This is a genomic window from Actinoplanes sp. NPDC051388 (assembly GCF_055586225.1).
In genome coordinates this window covers 157,043-173,867 of record NZ_JBVJIP010000001.1, presented here as the reverse complement: position 1 = coordinate 173,867, position 16,825 = coordinate 157,043, and the positions used below count along the sequence as shown (strand labels likewise).

15 protein-coding genes and 1 pseudogene are annotated in these 16,825 nt (G+C 69.9%); 6 read left to right on the top strand and 10 right to left on the bottom strand.

Annotated elements, in window-relative coordinates:
* Positions 1-189 precede the first annotated feature (189 nt).
* Entirely contained in the window at positions 190-1,029 is an 840-nt protein-coding gene (locus ACZ6TI_RS00900; RefSeq protein ID WP_465342896.1) for an NADP-dependent oxidoreductase, read from the bottom strand.
* 73 nt (positions 1,030-1,102) lie between these two features.
* Here ACZ6TI_RS00900 and ACZ6TI_RS00895 point away from each other — a divergent pair, with 73 nt between their 5' ends.
* Entirely contained in the window at positions 1,103-1,996 is an 894-nt protein-coding gene (locus ACZ6TI_RS00895) for an AraC family transcriptional regulator (RefSeq protein WP_465342895.1), read from the top strand.
* Here ACZ6TI_RS00895 and ACZ6TI_RS00890 read toward each other — a convergent pair.
* Both ACZ6TI_RS00890 and ACZ6TI_RS00885 read right to left on the bottom strand, forming a co-directional pair.
* Positions 1,993-5,280 carry an efflux RND transporter permease subunit gene (locus ACZ6TI_RS00890; RefSeq protein WP_465342894.1) on the bottom strand — a complete coding sequence of 1,096 codons (3,288 nt, stop codon included), beginning with the start codon at positions 5,278-5,280 and terminating at the stop codon, positions 1,993-1,995. The genes ACZ6TI_RS00895 and ACZ6TI_RS00890 overlap by 4 nt on opposite strands.
* Positions 5,268-5,567: a hypothetical protein gene (locus ACZ6TI_RS00885; protein ID WP_465342893.1), complete on the bottom strand. Its 300-nt coding sequence runs from the start codon at positions 5,565-5,567 to the stop codon at positions 5,268-5,270. The genes ACZ6TI_RS00890 and ACZ6TI_RS00885 overlap by 13 nt, the downstream gene beginning before the upstream one ends.
* Here ACZ6TI_RS00885 and ACZ6TI_RS00880 point away from each other — a divergent pair.
* The 3 genes from ACZ6TI_RS00880 to ACZ6TI_RS00870 all read left to right on the top strand — a co-directional run bounded on the left by ACZ6TI_RS00880 (position 5,550) and on the right by ACZ6TI_RS00870 (position 7,859).
* Positions 5,550-5,882 carry a MarR family winged helix-turn-helix transcriptional regulator gene (locus ACZ6TI_RS00880; RefSeq protein ID WP_465342892.1) on the top strand — a complete coding sequence of 111 codons (333 nt, stop codon included), beginning with the start codon at positions 5,550-5,552 and terminating at the stop codon, positions 5,880-5,882. The genes ACZ6TI_RS00885 and ACZ6TI_RS00880 overlap by 18 nt on opposite strands.
* 134 nt (positions 5,883-6,016) lie before the next feature.
* Positions 6,017-6,400: a transposase gene (locus tag ACZ6TI_RS00875; protein ID WP_465342891.1), complete on the top strand. Its 384-nt coding sequence runs from the start codon at positions 6,017-6,019 to the stop codon at positions 6,398-6,400.
* Between the two features lie 427 nt (positions 6,401-6,827).
* Entirely contained in the window at positions 6,828-7,859 is a 1,032-nt protein-coding gene (locus tag ACZ6TI_RS00870; RefSeq protein ID WP_465342890.1) for an ATP-binding protein, read from the top strand.
* 138 nt (positions 7,860-7,997) lie between these two features.
* On the opposite strand, the pseudogene ACZ6TI_RS00865 reads toward ACZ6TI_RS00870, so the two are convergent.
* From ACZ6TI_RS00865 to argS, 7 genes and pseudogenes are all read right to left on the bottom strand, one after another.
* Positions 7,998-8,189: pseudogene (locus ACZ6TI_RS00865) on the bottom strand (IS5-like element ISFal3A family transposase); the annotation flags it as partial.
* A 13-nt stretch (positions 8,190-8,202) separates the two neighbouring features.
* Complete coding sequence (locus ACZ6TI_RS00860; protein ID WP_465342889.1) at positions 8,203-8,565, bottom strand: transposase; 363 nt, start codon at positions 8,563-8,565, stop codon at positions 8,203-8,205.
* Between the two features lie 108 nt (positions 8,566-8,673).
* Positions 8,674-9,795, bottom strand: a complete 1,122-nt coding sequence (locus ACZ6TI_RS00855) for an acyltransferase (RefSeq protein WP_465342888.1) — start codon at positions 9,793-9,795, stop codon at positions 8,674-8,676.
* Positions 9,796-9,855: 60 nt separating this feature from the next.
* On the bottom strand, positions 9,856-10,905 hold the full coding sequence (gene thrC, locus ACZ6TI_RS00850) for a threonine synthase (protein WP_465342887.1): 1,050 nt from the start codon (positions 10,903-10,905) through the stop codon (positions 9,856-9,858).
* Positions 10,906-10,907: 2 nt separating this feature from the next.
* Positions 10,908-12,206 (bottom strand): homoserine dehydrogenase, encoded by a 1,299-nt coding sequence (locus ACZ6TI_RS00845; RefSeq protein WP_465342886.1) that lies wholly within the window; start codon positions 12,204-12,206, stop codon positions 10,908-10,910.
* Positions 12,203-13,588, bottom strand: a complete 1,386-nt coding sequence (gene lysA, locus ACZ6TI_RS00840; protein WP_465342885.1) for a diaminopimelate decarboxylase — start codon at positions 13,586-13,588, stop codon at positions 12,203-12,205. Before lysA ends, ACZ6TI_RS00845 begins: the two co-directional genes overlap by 4 nt.
* 3 nt (positions 13,589-13,591) lie before the next feature.
* The gene (argS, locus tag ACZ6TI_RS00835) at positions 13,592-15,238 is read right to left on the bottom strand and encodes an arginine--tRNA ligase (RefSeq protein ID WP_465342884.1); all 1,647 of its coding nucleotides are present in this window, start codon (positions 15,236-15,238) and stop codon (positions 13,592-13,594) included.
* A 97-nt stretch (positions 15,239-15,335) separates the two neighbouring features.
* On the opposite strand from argS, the gene ACZ6TI_RS00830 reads away from it, so the two are divergent.
* Positions 15,336-16,136, top strand: a complete 801-nt coding sequence (locus tag ACZ6TI_RS00830) for a DUF3105 domain-containing protein (protein ID WP_465342883.1) — start codon at positions 15,336-15,338, stop codon at positions 16,134-16,136.
* Positions 16,136-16,813, top strand: a complete 678-nt coding sequence (locus ACZ6TI_RS00825; protein WP_465342882.1) for a DUF305 domain-containing protein — start codon at positions 16,136-16,138, stop codon at positions 16,811-16,813. Before ACZ6TI_RS00830 ends, ACZ6TI_RS00825 begins: the two co-directional genes overlap by 1 nt.
* Positions 16,814-16,825 lie beyond the last annotated feature (12 nt).

The window sequence follows — 16,825 nt, the reverse complement described above, 5'->3', positions numbered from 1 at the left end:
CCCACCTCCCCGGCACCGCCACCTCCCCGGCACCGCCACCTCCCCGGCACCGCCACCTCCCCGGCACCGCCACCTCCCCGGCACCGCCACCTCCCCGGCACCGCCACCTCCCCCACCCAGGCACTGGGTGGGCTTCAAGTTAGGGCTGGGGTATGACAGGTTCGACGGCTTGTCCACAGCGCGTCAGCTTCAACGCGCCTCCGGGACCAGGATCGTCTTTCCGGGCAGCGTGCCCGCCTCGGCCTCCCGGTGCACCGCGGCCATCTCCGACATCGGTCGCCGGGCCGCGATCTCGACCCGCACCACGCCCGCGTCCACCAGGCCCACCAGGGCCGCCAGCTGGGTCGTGTCGTTGCGCACCACGAAATGCCGGCCGATCGGCACCGTCGCCGAGACCAGCACCCCACCGAGCTCGGCCAGCCCGTCCGTCTCGGCGACGGCGAAGTTCAGCACCACGTCGAACCGCTCCGACACCGGCCGACCGCGGCCGATGACCCGGTCCGCGCCCAGTTTCCGGAGTGACGCCACGTCCCGGGCGCCGGTCGCCACCGTGACGTGCGCGCCCGCGTGCTTGGCCAGTTGCAGGGCGAAGCGGCCGACCGCCCCGGCGCCGTTGATCAGCACCCGCTGTCCGGCCGACACCTCCGCCTGCTCGGACACCGCCTGCCAGGCCGTCACCCCGGCGATCGGCAGGGCCGCCGCGTCGGCCAGCGGGATCCGTTCCGGGGCCGGCACCAGCAGTTCCGCGGGCGCCGCGACATAGTCGGCCGCAGCGCCGCCGTCCAGCCGGCCGACCACCGCCCGGCCGGTGGCCGCCACCACGCCGGACATGTCGCCGCCGAGCACGAAGGGCAGGTCGATCGGCAACACCGATCGCAGCAGCCCGCGCCGCAGGCCGGCCTCGGACGGGTTGAACGACGTGCCCGCCACCCGCACCAGCACCTCGCCGTCGCCCGGGACCGGCGTCGGGATCTCGTCGTGGCTCAGGACGGACGGGTCGCCGTATCCATGCATGCGCATTGCTCTCATGGATCGACCGTAAGGTCGGCGCCGAGGACGACCCATGCTTGATGATCCTGTTTTTATATGCGATCGTCCCGCGGTGGATGTGCTCAGCGATGTGCTCGCGGTCATGCGCACCGGGCGGCCGGTTTCGGCGCTGGTGGAGTGGCACGCGCCGTGGGCACAGGAGTTCGCGGCGGTGCCGGGGGCGGCCGGGTTCCACGTCAACCTTCGCGGGCCGTGCTGGCTGGTTCTGCCGGGCGCGGCGCCGATCTCGCTGGGCGCGGGCGACGTCGTCTTCCGTCCGCACGGTCGCGGTCACGTCCTGGCCGCTGACCAGGAACTCAGGCCGACCGGGCCGGCCTGCCGGCCGGACACCCCGCTGGTCGCCCCGCGACAATCGACCGGACCGACGACCTTGACTCTGTGCGGGGCCTACGAACTGGACCCGGCACTGATCCACCCGTTGCTGCTCGATCTGCCCGAGGTCGTCCACGTCGCGGCCGGCCGGTCCGATCTCCGTGCCGCCGTCGATCTGCTCGCGGCCGAGTTGGAGAGCCCGGGACTCGGCACCGACGCGCTGATCCCCGCGTTGCTGGACACCCTGCTGGTGCTGACGTTGCGGGATTGGCTGACCCGGGAACAGCCGGACCGCACGCCCTGGGCCACCGCGCTGAACGACCCGGTGGTCGCGCCCGCCCTCGCGGCCATCCACAGTGACCCCGCGCATCCGTGGACGATCGCGAAGCTGGCCGCCGAGGCGGGCCTGTCCCGGTCGCCGTTCGCGCGCCGCTTCACCGACGTGCTGGGGCAACCGCCGCTGACCTATCTCACGTGGTGGCGGATGACCACCGCGGCTCGCCTGCTGCGGCAAAGCGACGACCCGGTGAGCGCCATCGCCCACCGGGTCGGTTACACCTCTGAGTTCGCTTTCGCCGCGGCCTTCAAACGCCACCACGAGGTGGCGCCCGGCCGCTACCGCCGCCGTTCCTAGGAGACCTCGGGCCGGCGGCGCGGCATCTTCAGGACCTCGAACTGATCCGTGTATCCGCGCAGCGCGGTGCTGGGCTCCTTCTCGGGTCGTCCGCCGTCCGCCGCCGGCGGCGCCTCGTGCGCGCCACCGCTCGAGTCCGGCACCGCGTCGTCGGCCGGGACCTCGCCGTCGGTTTCCGGCTCGTCCGCGGCGTGCTTCGGCAGACCGGCCTTCGCCAGGCGCTTGCGCTCCCGCTTGGCCCGGGACTTCTCCTTGCGGTTCTCCACCATCGTGTAGAGCGTCGGCACCAGCACCAGGGTCAGCAGCGTCGAGCTGACCAGGCCGCCGATCACCACGATGGCCAGCGGCTTGCTGATGAAGCCGCCCTCACCGGTGAGGCCGAGCGCCATCGGCAGCAGCGCGAAGATGGTCGCGATCGCGGTCATCAGGATCGGCCGCAGCCGGTGCCGGCCACCCTCGATCACCGCCTCGCGCACGGCCATGCCGCCCTGGCGATAGTGGTTGATCAGGTCCATCAGCACGATGGCGTTGGTGACCACGATGCCGACCAGCATCAGCACACCGATCAGCGCGGGCACGCCGAGCGGGGTGCCGGTCGCCAGCAGCAGCGCGATCGCGCCGGTCGCCGCGAACGGGATGGAGACCAGCAGGATGATCGGCTGCAGGATGCTCCGGAACGTGGCCACCATGATCACGAAGACGATCGCGATCGCGGCGAGCACGGCCAGCCCGAGGTCGGCGAACGCGTCCGCCTGGTCCTGGCTGACCCCGCCGATCGAGTACGAGGCGCCCGGCGGCAGGTCGAGCGCATCCAGCCGCTTGGTCAGCTCGGTCGTCAGGGCACGCAGGTCCGGCGCGGTCGACGTGCCGGTCACCGACACACTGCGCTCGCCGTCGACCCGGGTGACCTCCTCGGGACCGTCCACCTCGGACACCTTCGCCACAGTGGACAGCGGTACCACCCCACGCGCGGTGGTCAGCGGCAGCGCCCGCAGCGCATCCGCGCTGGCCGGCGGCGAGCCGAACGAGATCACCACGTCGCGGCTCGCACCGTCGACGGTGATCTGACCGGCCGGCGCCGGCCGGAACGCCCCGGCCACCGACTGGCCGACCTGCGCCTCGGTGAGCCCGGCGCGCGCCGCCGCCTGGCGGTCGACCGCCACCTGCAGCCGCGGCACGCTGGCCGCCAGCGTGGTGGCCACCTCGGTCACGTTCGGCGTGCCGGCCATCGCCGCGCGCACCTGCTCGGTGGCCTGGGCGAGCACGTCGTTGTCCGCGGCCTGCACGGTCACCGACAGGTCGCTGCCGCTGAGCCCGGTGCTGCTGTCGCCGCCGACGGTGACCTCGCCGATGCCGCTCATCGCGCCGAGCTCGGCGCGCAGGTCATCACCGATCTTGATGGCGTCGGCGTCCTCGTCCAGCGCCACGTTGAACGAGGCGCCGCTGGCCCCGCCGGAGCCGACGAACGGGTTGAACTCGCCGCTCTGCCCGACCGACACCTGGTAGGACTTCACGCCCTCGCGGCCGGCGAGCACGCCCTCGACCTGCTTGGCCGCCGCGTCCACGGTGGCCAAGTTGGTGCCGACCGGCATCTGCTGGCTGATCGTGATCGAGTCCTGGCCGGACTCGTCCAGGAAGTTGGTCTCCAGCCGGGTGGACAACGCGAACGTGCCGATCAGGACCAGGATGCCGATCAGCACGGTGGTCCAGCGCCGGGTGGTGGCGAACTTGATCACCGGCAGGTAGGACCGCTGCAACAGGCCGCGGCGCTCCTTCTCCTCGGCGGCCAGGCGGACCTCGTCGGCCTCGCTGCCGCCCGCGGCCGGGCGCAGGAACCAGTAGGCCAGCACCGGCACCACGGTCAGGGAGACGAACAGGGACGCGATCAGGGCCACCGTGACGGTGATGGCGAACGGCGCGAACAGCTGCCCGACGAAGCCGCCGACCAGGGCGATCGGGGCGAACACGGCGACCGTGGTGAGCGTGGAGGCGGTGACCGCGCCGGCCACTTCACGCACGCCGGTGGTGATGGCGTGCGTCTTCGTCTCGCCGTACCCCAGATGTCTCTTGATGTTTTCGAGCACGACGATCGAGTCGTCCACGACGCGGCCCACCGCGATGGTGAGAGCGCCCAGGGTCAGCAGGTTGAGCGAGTAGTCGCCGACCCAGAGCGCGATCAGGGCGATGAGCACGGACAGCGGGATGGACACCGCGGTGACCAGCGTGGACCTGATGGAGAGCAGGAAGACCAGGATGACGATGACGGCCATCAGCAGGCCGAGCAGGCCCTCGGTGGTGAGGCTGTCGATCGAGCGCTCGACGAACGGCGCCTGGTCGACGATCACGGTGAGCTTGGCGCCGGAGTCCCGCTCGAGGTCGGCCAGCATCGCGTTGACCTCGTGCGAGATCGCGACCGGGTTGCCGTCCGGTGCCGCGGTGACCGCGATGCCAAGGCTTTCCACCCCATCGGTACGGGTGTAGCCGGTGACCGACCCCGGCTTGCTGTCCACATCCGCGACGTCGTCCAGCTTGACCGGGCCGGAGCCGCCGGTCAGATAGAGGTTGCGCAGCTGGTCGAGCCCGGCGATCGGGGTGCCGACCTGCACGCTGAGCGACTTCTCGCCCTCGGCCACCGCACCGGCCGGGATGGAGATGCCGTTCGCCCGCAGCACCTCGGTGAGGCCCGCCGGGCTGACCCCGCGCCGGCCCATCTCGGCCAGGTTCGGCGTGATCACGACCTGCTCGTCGTTGACGCCGGTGACCTGCACGTCGCGCACGCCCTCGACCGCGCTCAGCTCGGGCACCACGGTGTCGGTGAGCTTGCCGGCCAGATCGGTCTGGTCACTGCCACCGGAGGCGGCCAGCACGATCGCCGGGATGTCGTCGGTGCTGCCCGCGAACACGGTCGGCTCGACCCCGTCCGGCAGCGTCGGCTGGATCCGGTTGATCGAGGTGGTGAGCTGGTTGACCGCGTTGTCGATGTCGGTGCCGAACTCAAAGGTGACCGAGATGGTGGCCGAACCTTCCCGACTGGTGGACTGGACGGTGTCCAGACCGTCGGCGCCCTTGACGGCGTCCTCGATCGGCTTGGTGACCTGTTCCTCGATGATCTCCGGGCTCGCGCCGGGCACCGACGCGCCGATGAAGGCGCCGGGGAACTCCAGCGAGGGCAGCAACTGTTGCTTCAGAGACGGGATGGCATAGACCCCGAAGCCGGTGATCACGATCGCGATCAGTGCCACGAGGCCACGGTTGGCGAGACTGAGCCGGGTCAGAATTGACATGGGCGCTCCCCCGTAAAAAGTTCGGCCAGTACTGATAGTTTGCCCCACGCGAACAAATGGTTTTTCAGCGGGGTGCGCTGGTAGCGTTCGACATCAGATGGACGCAATACGGCCATCAGCCGGATACACGGGAGGCTGCGTTGGCCGAGCAGGAACAGCTCATCGCCGACATTATGGTCGCGCAGCAGCGCCTTCAGAGGTTGTTCGCGTATGACCGCTCGGATCCGCTCTTCAACTCGCACCTGACCCTCACGCAGATCAAGATCCTGATGCTGCTCTCGCGTCACGGCAACATCTCCGGCGGGGAGCTGGCCGGCATCCTCGGCGTCGGGCTGGCCGCCCTGAGCGGGATGGTCGACCGGCTGGTGGCCCAGGACCTCGTGGCGCGCACGGAGGATCTGCGCGATCGGCGGGTTCGCCGGATCGGGCTGACCAGAGCGGGCAACGAACTCATCGGCGGCATCTTCGATGCCGGGATGGAGAAACAGCGAAAGCTCCTCAGCCGCCTCTCAGCCGATCAGTTGCGGCTGATCGCGGAGGCGACGAACCTGCTGGTGAGCGCGGCCGCCGACGAGTTCACACCGGACCGCGACCGGTCATAGCGACCGGATCACCTCGCGAGCTGCCTGTCTTAAGTGAGTGTTTGAGAGTGGTGTCGCACGGCGTGTCCACGTCGTTGCCCGCAACGCCGTGATGGTTGCCGGGGTGGAGCGTGAGCGGCGGTACCCCGTCGGACTTGACCGATGGGCAGTGGGAGATCGTGGAGCCGATGCTCCCGCTGATCAAGTCACCGGGCCGGATCCCGAAACGCCCCCGCCGGGCAATCGTGGACGCGATCTTGTACGTGGTCCGCTCCGGCTGTTCGTGGCGGCAGCTACCGGTCGATTTCCCGCCCTGGCAGACGGTGTATTGGCAGTTCCAGCAGTGGGAACAGCGTCAGGTGACCGAGCGGATCCTGGACGAGTTGCGCGAACAGGTCCGCCTTGCTGAAGGCCGCGAGGCCGAACCGTCCGCCCCGCCCCGCCCCGCCCCGCCCCGCCCCGCCCCGCCCCGCCCCGCCCCGCCACTGATCGTCAGGGCAGAGTCGTCGACGTCGGCTGCCGCCGGCCCGACAACCTGACTCGATCATGACGACTTTCGTCGTCCAAGCCCCGTAGCGCACCACGAATGGGTGAAAGACGCCGCTGCTCGGATACCTACCTGGTCGGATGCGGCTTCATTTTGATGAACCTCGTTGTGCGGACCGCCGACGCTGTCCCCAGCCGACTGCCCCAGCCTGTATCTGCAGCGTGCCGCTGGTTGAAGACACGAGGTGGGCAACACGTTGCGTCGGCGGCTGCGGACCGCGGCCGGCCCGGAATGCTCCACGCTGTGGGCCGTAAGGGGCGGCAGACTGTCGGATTCCTTCGGGATCGGGTGATGCTGTTCGGGGTAGATTTGGGCCTACTCCGCAATGGTGGAGAGTTCCTGTCTCGGTGGGACGCCGGCGATCGTGTTGCCGGGTTTGAACTCGTCACGGTGGTGTGAGGCGGGACCGAGGTAAGGCAATGTCGGACAACCAGTTCTTCGTGCGACGATCGGCGTCCAACGGCGAGACCGAAAAGCGGGGCGGCCGCTCGGCTCAGGTCTGGGATCTGGTCGGCGCACACGGCCCGGACGTGGCCGGCCTGGGCCGGGCGAGCGAGACGCTGATGCCCGGCATAGCCGGGGTCAGCGTGTCAGCCGGAAAGGCCTTGACAGGTCCTGAGGTTCGGTTCACCAGTGACGAGATCAGCGCACAGATCGAAGATCTGCAGCACACCATGGAAGAGGGCCCGTGCCGCGACGCCGCTATCGGGCGCCGTCCAGTGGTCGTCGCTGATCTGACGACCGGACCCTGGCGGCAACGGTGGCCGCGGTTCACCCCGGCCGCGCTGGACGTCGGGGTACGTGCGGTGTTAGCGCTGCCGCTACACGCCGGCGGCGTCCGCCACGACGGAGCCGTCGACCTGTACCGCCGCTCGCCAGGCGGATGGGACGACACCGAACTGGCGGCGTTTGCCTTCGCGGCCGCAGCCGCGGAACTGATCACCCTTGAAGAGCACAACCTCGACTGGACCGAGACCTTCACCCGTGGCCTACCCGCCGACAGCGTCGAGCGGGCTGCTGATGCACCCGTCACCGCCGTGCCCGCTCCGGCGCCGGGTGCATCAGCGGTCCTGCTGGCCTGCTGGTTCGACTCCACGGCATTGCCGGAGGTGCGGGGGCAGGTACGAGCTGTCAGCAGCCGCGAAGGATTGTCCGGGGTCGACCTGTACCAGTTCGTCCTGGCCGTGCATGAAGCGATGACCAACGTCGTGCGCCACGGTGGCGGTCACGGTCAATTACTGCTCTGGTGGCGCGCCGACCATCTGTGGTGTGAAGTCACCGATCACGGTCCCGGCATCCCGGAAGCTCAGCTGCCCGTCCGCCAGCCCGGCACCGGGAAGCCTAATCACCATGGGTTGTGGCTCATCCGGCGGTCCTGCACCAGCTGCAAAGTCACCACCGACGCCACCGGCACCCGTCTCTTGCTCGGCTATCGCCTGGATCGGTATTGAGTCCTCGCGGCCCAGCGGAGGAACGCTTCCGAGATCGCCGGGTCGCGTTCGTAGTCGCGGGCCAGCCGGCGGTGAAGCGGTGAGCCAGGCGAGGCTGCGTTCGACCACCCAGCGTTTCGGGTGCACGGCGAAGCCTTTCTGCTCGGCGGGCTTACGAACAATCTCCACAGTGGTGTACAGCGTGGCGGCCGCCCAGTCGACCAGCCGGCCGGCGAAGCCCTGGTCGGCGACCACGTGCCGGACCGGGCTGCTCAGGTACGTGCTGAGCAGGTGGTCCTGCCAGGACGCGGACATCACACACACCACGACCAGCAGGCCCAGGGTGTCGATGACGATGAACCGCTTACGCCCGTTGATTCTTGCCCGCGTCGTAGCCGCGCGAGTCCCGCCCGACGGTGTCGGCGCCCTTCACCGACTGCGAATCAATGATCCCCGCGGACGGTTCAGCGTCCCGGCCCTCGGCAAGGCGGACCTGTTCGCGCAACTCGTCCAGGATCCGCTCGGTCACCTGACGCTGTTCCCACTGCTGGAAATGCCAGTACACCGTCTGCCAGGGCGGGAAATCGACCGGTAGCTGCCGCCACGAACAGCCGGAGCGGACCACATACAAGATCGCGTCGACGATTGCCCGGCGGGGGTGTTTCGGGATCCGGCCCGGTGACTTGATCAAACGGGAGCATCGGCTCCACGATCTCCCACTGCCCATCGGTCAAGTCCGACGGGGTACCGCCGCTCACGCTCCACCCCGCCACCATCACGGCGTTGCGACCAACGACGTGGACACGCCGTGCGACACCACTCTCAAACACTCACTTTAGAAGACCGCGCGGACGCAGGGGATGCGGGCGGCCGCGAGGGACACCAAGAAGGACAGGACCATCGTGGCGGCGTAGGCGGCCAGCATGATCCAGAACGAGGTGGCCGCGGCGATCGCCGGGATGGTCAGGCGGCCGATCTCCAGGATCAGCAGGTGCACCAGGAAGACGCCGAAGGACGCGTCGGAGAGCTTCTTGACCAGGTGTTGAGCGCGCGGGGTGGGCGTCACACGGGCGCCCACGCCGACCGCCACCAGGAAGAAGCAGAGCGCCGCCACGGCGACCACCGGGCCGAGGCGGGTGACCGGGACGAAGGCGGCCAGCCGGCCCAGCGCCCCGGGATGGCCGAACTGCCAGATCACCTCGGCCATGGCGGCGACGCCCAACAGGAGCGCGACCACGATGCCGCGGACGCTCAGCACGGTGCGGCGCAGCGCCCAGCCGGCCAGGAACAGGCCGACGTACGGCCACCACTGGTTCCAGGCGTCCAGCGGCATCGGATGCGGCTGGCCCAGCTTGCCGGAGAGGGTGGCCAGCGCGTAGGCGCCGTGGGTCCAGGCCAGTGCCGCGCCGGCCAGCAGATAGGCCCGCCGTGGGCCGCCGTCGCGCAGAAAGGTGGCGAGCACCGGCGCGATCGCGTAGAGCCCGGCGATCAGCCAGAGGAAGTAGAGCGCGGTGTAGACCTTCGCGTTGATCAGGTTGGCGAGCACGGCGGCCGGATCGAGGTCGCCGCCGCGCATCCAGGCCCGCACCAGGAACAGATAGACCAGGTGCCAGACCACGAGCGCGGGCAGGATGCGGACGAAGCGCTTGCGGTAGAAGGCGACCGGGCCGCCGGCGTGCGCCCGTGGCGCCAGCACCAGCGCGCCGCTGATCATCACGAAGACCGGGACCACCCAGGTCGCTCCGACGTCCAGGACCACCGCCGCCCACCAGCCCGGCGAGCCGACCTGGTGGCGCAGCATCAGGCCGAAGACGTGGATCGCGACCACGCCGAAGATGGCCATGACGCGCAAGGCGTCGAGCTCCCACTGCCGGCGCGGCCGCTCTTCGCGTGCGGCGGCCGGTGGCGCGGCGGGATGTTGGGCCGGGATTCCGACTGCGGTCAGGGTCTCGGTCACCGCAAGAGGGTAGGCATCATCGCCTTAGCCGCAAAGCGGACACGCCGGACTTTCCCGAATTTATGCGAGATCGAGCGCTTTGGCGGCCGCCAGCACGTCGTTCTTGATCGTGGTCGGCGACGGCGCGGTGGAGATCGCCCACTCCGGGTCCTTGAGGCCGTGACCGGTGACCGTGCAGACCACCCGGGCGCCGGCCGGCACCAGCCCGGCCGCGCTCTGCTGCAGCAGCCCGGCCACGCTGGCCGCGCTCGCCAGCTCGACGAACACGCCGACCTCGCGGGCCAGCAGCCGATAGGCCGACAGGATCTCCCGGTCGGTGACCGCGTTGATCAGGCCGCCGGACGCGTCCCGCGCGTCCAGCGCCTTGGTCCAGCTGGCCGGATTGCCGATCCGGATCGCGGTGGCGATGGTGGACGGCTCCGGCACCACCTGGCCGGTCACGATCGGCGCGGCGCCGGAGGCCTGGAAGCCGAACATCCGCGGCGCCTTCTTGATCGTGCCCGCCTCGAGATCCTCCTGATAGCCCATCCAATAGGCGGAGATGTTGCCCGCGTTGCCGACCGGCAGGCAGTGGATGTCCGGCGCGTCACCGAGCGCCTCGACGATCTCGAAGGCGGCCGTCTTCTGCCCGTGCAGCCGGAAGATGTTCACCGAGTTGACCAGCGACACCGGGAAGTCCTGGGACAGCTTCGACGCCAGCGCCAGGCAGTCGTCGAAGTTGCCGTTCACCTGCAGCAGCTTGGCGCCGTGCACCAGTGCCTGGGCCAGCTTGCCGAGCGCGATCTTGCCCTGCGGCACCAGCACCGCGCAGGTCAGCCCGGCGCGTGCCGCATAGGCCGCGGCGGACGCGCTGGTGTTGCCGGTGGACGCGCAGATGATCGCCTTGGAACCCTCCTCGACCGCCTTGGACACGGCCATGGTCATGCCGCGGTCCTTGAACGAGCCGGTCGGGTTGGCGCCCTCCACCTTGAGGAACACGTCCGCGCCGGTGCGCTGCGACAGCACCGGCGCCGGCACCAGCGGGGTGTTGCCCTCGTGCAGGGTCACCACCGGCGTCTCCGGCCCGACCGGCAGCCGATCCCGGTACGCCTCGATCAGTCCGCGCCACATGATTAATCTCCCTCGACCCGCAACACGCTGGCGATAGAGCGGACGATATCGAGTCCGCCCAGCTCCGCAACGGTCGCGGCCAGGTTCGCGTCCGGCGCGCCGTGGGTCACGATGATCAACTGAGCGTCCTCGGACCGGCCGGACTGCCGCACGGTCGCGATCGAGACGTCATGCTTCGCGAAGACGCCGGCCACCGCGGCCAGCACGCCCGGGCGCTCGGCCACGTCGAGGCTGATGTGATAGCGCGTGACGGCCTCGCCGATCGGACGGATCGGCAGATGCGCGTACGCCGACTCGGACGGCGCGCGGGTGCCGGTGAGCCGGTTGCGCGCCGCCGCCACGATGTCACCGAGCACCGCGCTGGCGGTCGGGGTGCCACCGGCGCCGCGGCCATAGAACATCAGCTGACCGGCGGCCTCGGCCTCGACGAACACCGCGTTGAACGCGTCGCCCACACCGGCCAGCGGGTGGCTGCGCGGGATCATCGCCGGGTGCACGCGCACGCTGACCGACTCCTGCCCGCTCGAGTCCGGGCCGCGCTGAGCGATGCACAGCAGCTTGATCGTGCAGCCCATCGCCTTGGCGCTGGCCATGTCGCCGGCGGTCACCCCGGTCATGCCCTCACGGAACACGTCGGCGGCGGTGACCCGGGTGTGGAACGCGAGGGAGGCGAGGATGGCGGCCTTGGCGGCGGCGTCGAAACCCTCGACGTCGGCGGTCGGGTCGGCTTCCGCGTAGCCCAGCTCGGTGGCCTCGTCCAAGGCCTCGCCGAAGCCGGCCCCGGTGGCGTCCATCGACGACAGGATGAAGTTGGTCGTGCCGTTGACGATGCCGGTCACCCGGGTGACCCGATCGCCGTGCAGCGACTCGCGCAGCGGGCGCAGCAGCGGGATCGCCCCGGCCACCGAGGCCTCGTAGTAAAGGTCGGCGTTGCCCTCGGCGGCCGCGTCGTGCAGCGCCGCGCCGTCCTCGGCGAGCAGCGCCTTGTTCGCCGTCACCACGCTCTTGCCGGCCCGCAGCGCCTCGGTCAGCCAGGTGCGGGCCGGCTCGATGCCGCCCACCACCTCGATCACGATGTCCACGTCGTCGCGCTTGACCAGCCCGAGCGCGTCGGTGGTGAAGAGCTCCGTCGCGACGTGCGGTCCGCCGCGCGCACGGCCCGGCCGGCGCACCGCGATGCCGGCGATCTCGAGCCGGGCGCCGATCCGCGCGGTCAGGTCGTCGGCCTGCTCGTGCAGCAGTCGGACGACTTCGGAACCGACCGTGCCACAGCCGAGCAGCGCGAGTTTCACAGACCTCATCCAACATCCAATGCGAGCAGATCTTCCTCGGTCTCCCGGCGGACGATCACACGGGAGACACCGTCACGGACCGCGACCACCGGCGGGCGCGGCACGTGGTTGTAGTTGCTGGCCATGCTCCGGCAATACGCGCCCGTGCCGGGCACCGCGAGAAGATCTCCGGGCTGCACGTCGGCGGGCAGGAATTCATCCTTCACGACGATGTCCCCGGATTCACAATGCTTTCCCACGACGCGGGCCAGCAAGGGCTCGGCTTCGCTCTTCTTGGAGGCGATCGTGGCGCTGTAGGACGCGTCGTAGAGCGCGGTCCGGATGTTGTCGCTCATCCCGCCGTCCACACTCACGTAGGTGCGGATGCCGTCGACGTCCTTGACCGTGCCCACCTCGTACAGGGTGAAGACGGCCGGGCCCACGATGGCCCGGCCGGGCTCGATGGAGAGCTGGGGAATGGCCAGGCCGGCCAGGTCGCACTCGGACTCGACGATCTTGTTGATCCGCTTGGCCAGGTCACCGGCCGGGGACGGGTCGTCCTGCGTGGTGTACGCGATGCCGAAACCGCCGCCCAGGTCCAGCTCGGGCAGTTCCACCCCGCGAGCGTCCCGGATCCGCGCCTGCAGTTCGAGCACCCGGCGGGCGGCGACCTCGAAGCCGCTGGTGTCGAAGATCTGCGAGCCGATGTGCGAGTGGAGTCCGCGGAGGTCGAGTTTCCCCTCGTCGAGGATCTTGACGGCCGCCGCGAAGGCGTCGCCGCCGGCCAGCGAGAAGCCGAACTTCTGGTCCTCGTGCGCCGTGGCGATGAACTCATGGGTGTGTGCCTCGACGCCGACAGTGACCCGGACGAGGACCTTGGGCCGCTTGTTCAGGGCCACGGATATCTCGGACAACCGGTCGATCTCCTGGAACGAGTCGACGACGATGCGGCCGACGCCCGCCTCGACCGCCCGCTCCAGCTCGCGACGCGACTTGTTGTTGCCGTGGAAGCCCATCCGCTCCGGCGGGAAGCCCGCGGCCAGCGCCACCGCCAGCTCCCCGCCGGTGCAGACGTCGAGGAAGAGCCCCTCCTCGTCGATCACCTTGACCACGGCCTTGCACAGGAACGACTTGCCCGCGTAATAGACGTCGGCGTCGCTGAACGCCTGCTGGAAGTCGCGGCAGCGGGCCCGCAGATCCTCCTCGTCCAGCAGATAGGCCGGGGTGCCGTGCTCGGCGGCCAGATCCAGCACGCTCACGCCGCCGATGGTCAAGGCGCCGGCCTCGGCGCGGGTCACGGTCCGCGGCCAGAGTTCCGGCACGAGCGCGTTCACGTCCTCGGGGGTACGCAACCACGCCGGCCCTCGACTGCCGAGGTCACCGTGCAGGGCGCCGGCCTCGTGTGCTCTCACGGGTCACATCCTTTCCGGCGCGGAGACGCCCAGGAGGCCCAACCCGTTCGCGATCACCGTACGGGTGGCGTCGTTCAGCCAGAGGCGGGCGCGGTTCAGGTCGGTGATCTCCTCGTCGCCCATCGGCAGCACCCGGCAGCTGTCGAAGAAACGGTGGTAGGACGCCGCCACCTTCTCCTCCAGATAGCGCGCGACCCGATGCGGCTCGCGCAGCTCGGCGGCGGAGGCCACCACGGCCGGGTATTCGCCCAGCGCCTTGAGCAGGTCGTGTTCCTTCTCATGGGTGAGCAGCTCCGGCCGGAAGCCCTCGGCGTCGCCCCGGGTCAGGCCGACCTCGGCGGCGTGGCGGGCCACGCTGGCGGTGCGGGCCGCCACGTATTGCACGTAGTAGACCGGATTTTCCCGGCTGGCCCGGGTCCACAGCTCGATGTCGATGTCGATCTGCGAGTCGGACGAATAGCGGGCCAGCGCATAACGCGCCGCGTCCACGCCCAGCGCGTCGACGAAGTCCTCCAGCGTGACCACGGTGCCGGCCCGCTTGCTCATCCGCAGCGGCTCGCCGTCGCGGACCAGGTTGACCAGCTGGCCGATCAGGATCTCGAGGGTGACCGCCGGGTCGTCGCCGAAGCACGCGGCCATCGCCTTCATCCGGCCGATGTAGCCGTGGTGGTCGGCGCCCAGCATGATCACGACCCGGTCGAAGCCGCGCTGGCGCTTGTCCAGGTAATAGGCGCAGTCCGCGGCGAAGTAGGTCCAGTCGCCGTCCGACTTGCGCAGCACCCGGTCCTTGTCGTCGCCGAAGTCGGTGGTGCGCAGCCAGGTGGCGCCATCGGACTCGAAGACGTGGCCCTGCTCGCGCAGCCGGTCGAGCGCGTCCTGCAGCTCACCCCGATCGTGCAAATCCTTCTCGTTGAAGTAGGTGTCGAAGTGCACCCCGAACTGCTCGAGTGACTGCTTGATCTCGGCGAACATCAGCCGGACGCCCTCGACCCGGTAGGTCTCCAGGTCTCCGTCGGGGTATTCGTTCTTGATGGTCGCCGCGATCTCCGCGATGTACTCGCCGCTGTATCCGTCCTCCGACACCGGCTCGCCCTTCGCGGTCGCGTAGAGCGACTTCGCGAAGCGGTCGATCTGGGAGCCGGCGTCGTTGAAGTAGTACTCCGTGCCCACCGTGGCGCCCGCGGCGCGCAGCAGGCGGGACAGCGCGTCGCCGACGGCCGCCCAGCGCACCCCGCCGATGTGCACGGGGCCGGTGGGGTTGGCGGAGACGAACTCCAGGTTGATCCGCTGTCCGGCGAGCTGGGCGGTGTGGCCGTATTCACCGGCGGCCAGCACGATGTCGCGGGCCAGCACGCCGGCCGCGGCGGCATCGAGCCGGATGTTCAGGAAGCCCGGACCGGCGATCTCCACCGACTTGATGCCGGGCAGCCGGCCCAGCTCCTCGGCCAGGGCGGCGGCCAGCTCACGCGGCGCCACGCCGACCTTTTTGCCGAGCTGCATGGCGAGCGTCGAGGCGTAGTCGCCGTGCTCGGGATTTCGGGGTCGCTCCACCGTCGTGGTCGCCGGGAGCGCGTCGGCGTCCAGGCCCCGGGCAACGAAAACGGCACGGGCAGCTGAGAGAACAGTGGCAGCGAGGTCGGCGGGAGTCACCGAGCCATGCTATCCGGGTAGACTTTGCCGCTCAGCGGCCTCCCGCGCCGCCTCCGCCGTTCCGCCGGCCGCACAACAGACGAATTGACGAGGCACGATGAGCATGAGCACTCCGGGTCCCGAGCGGGTCCCGTCCACCGTGAAGGTCTCCAAGACCTCCGGCCAGGGCAAACCTCCGGCCGCGGGCGCCTCGAAGGCGGCCAAGTCGGGCCCGGCCAAGGCCCGGCCCGCCGGCAAGGGCGGCGGTGGCAAGGGGCGCAAGCCGATCACCCCGGTCAAGGTCGCCGGTGGGCGCAACTGGGGCCCGATCCTCGTCGCCGGCGCCGTCGTGCTGATCGCGATCGGCATCATCGGGTACGGCGTCTATGCGGCGACCAAGTCGAGCAACGAGGCGAGCACCCCGTGGGAGGAGCGCGCCGCCGCCATCTCGGGCATCGTGAACTACCGCACCAACAGCGACGCCACGATCACGGCTCGCAACCACAAGACGGGCGTGCTGACATACAAGACCAGTCCCCCGGTGGGCGGCGACCACAGCCCGCGCTGGGAGAACTGCATGGGCGACATCTACACGGAGCCCATCCCGAAGGAAAACGCCGTGCACAGCCTCGAGCACGGCGCGGTCTGGGTCACGTACAAGTCTGATCTGCCCGCCGACCAGGTGGCCACGCTCAAGTCCAAGGTCGAGGGCAAGGAATACATGCTCATGAGCCCGATCGCCGACCTCGACAAGCCGGTCTCCCTGCAGGCCTGGGGTTATCAGCTGAAGGTCGACTCGGCCGCCGACCCGCGGATCGACGAGTTCATCAAGGCGCTGCGGGTCAACGCCTCGGTCGAGCCCACCGCCGCCTGCTCCAGCGGTGTCACCGCGGTCGGAAACACGCCGCAGGACTCCTGATGCCGGTCACCACCACCGAGACCGGGGCAGCCGACGCGGCCGCCCCGGTCAACGGGCACTCGCCGAAGCGCGACTTCACCTTCGGCGCGGGCTGGCTGGCCGCCCTCCTGATCGTCGGCCTGCTGCTCGGCGCCGGCGGCACCCTGCTGGCCGGCCGCCTGGTCGGCCACCCCGGCGACACGTCGCCGGAGGCGGGCTTCCTGCGCGACATGAGCACCCACCACGCCCAGGCCGTCGAGATGGCCATGCTGGCCCACGCGGGCTCGACGGACTCCGGCATCGTCAGCCTCTCCGCCGACATCGCGATGACCCAGCAGGGCCAGATCGGCATGATGCAGGCCTGGCTGCGCGACTCGAGCCTGAGCCCCACCGGCAGCCAACCGGCAATGTCCTGGATGCCAAACTCCGAGGGCGCGGTGGTCAACGGCCTGATGCCCGGCATGGCCAACCCGACCCAGATGGCCGCATTGCGCACGGCCACGGGCAGGCCGCTGGACACCCAGTTCCTGACCTTGATGAGGGCCCACCACCTGGGCGGCATCCACATGGCCCAGGGCATCATCGAGCAGTCCGACAACAAGGACGTCCGCTGGCTGGCCCAGACGATGGTCACCGCCCAGCAGGGCGAGATCAACCTGATAGACGACATGCTGGCGAAGATCCAGGCGGGCTCCTAGCGGCGACGCACC

What these genes read in the sequence shown, in the direction of transcription:
- ACZ6TI_RS00900 (WP_465342896.1), bottom strand. Translation starts at nt 1,029, where the DNA reads ATGAGAGCAATGCGCATGCATGGATACGGCGACCCGTCCGTCCTGAGC.
- ACZ6TI_RS00890 (WP_465342894.1), bottom strand. Translation starts at nt 5,280, where the DNA reads ATGTCAATTCTGACCCGGCTCAGTCTCGCCAACCGTGGCCTCGTGGCA.
- ACZ6TI_RS00880 (WP_465342892.1), top strand. Translation starts at nt 5,550, where the DNA reads ATGCTGCTCTCGCGTCACGGCAACATCTCCGGCGGGGAGCTGGCCGGC.
- ACZ6TI_RS00870 (WP_465342890.1), top strand. Translation starts at nt 6,828, where the DNA reads ATGTCGGACAACCAGTTCTTCGTGCGACGATCGGCGTCCAACGGCGAG.
- ACZ6TI_RS00860 (WP_465342889.1), bottom strand. Translation starts at nt 8,565, where the DNA reads ATGGGCAGTGGGAGATCGTGGAGCCGATGCTCCCGTTTGATCAAGTCA.
- thrC (WP_465342887.1), bottom strand. Translation starts at nt 10,905, where the DNA reads ATGTGGCGCGGACTGATCGAGGCGTACCGGGATCGGCTGCCGGTCGGG.
- ACZ6TI_RS00845 (WP_465342886.1), bottom strand. Translation starts at nt 12,206, where the DNA reads ATGAGGTCTGTGAAACTCGCGCTGCTCGGCTGTGGCACGGTCGGTTCC.
- ACZ6TI_RS00830 (WP_465342883.1), top strand. Translation starts at nt 15,336, where the DNA reads ATGAGCATGAGCACTCCGGGTCCCGAGCGGGTCCCGTCCACCGTGAAG.
- ACZ6TI_RS00825 (WP_465342882.1), top strand. Translation starts at nt 16,136, where the DNA reads ATGCCGGTCACCACCACCGAGACCGGGGCAGCCGACGCGGCCGCCCCG.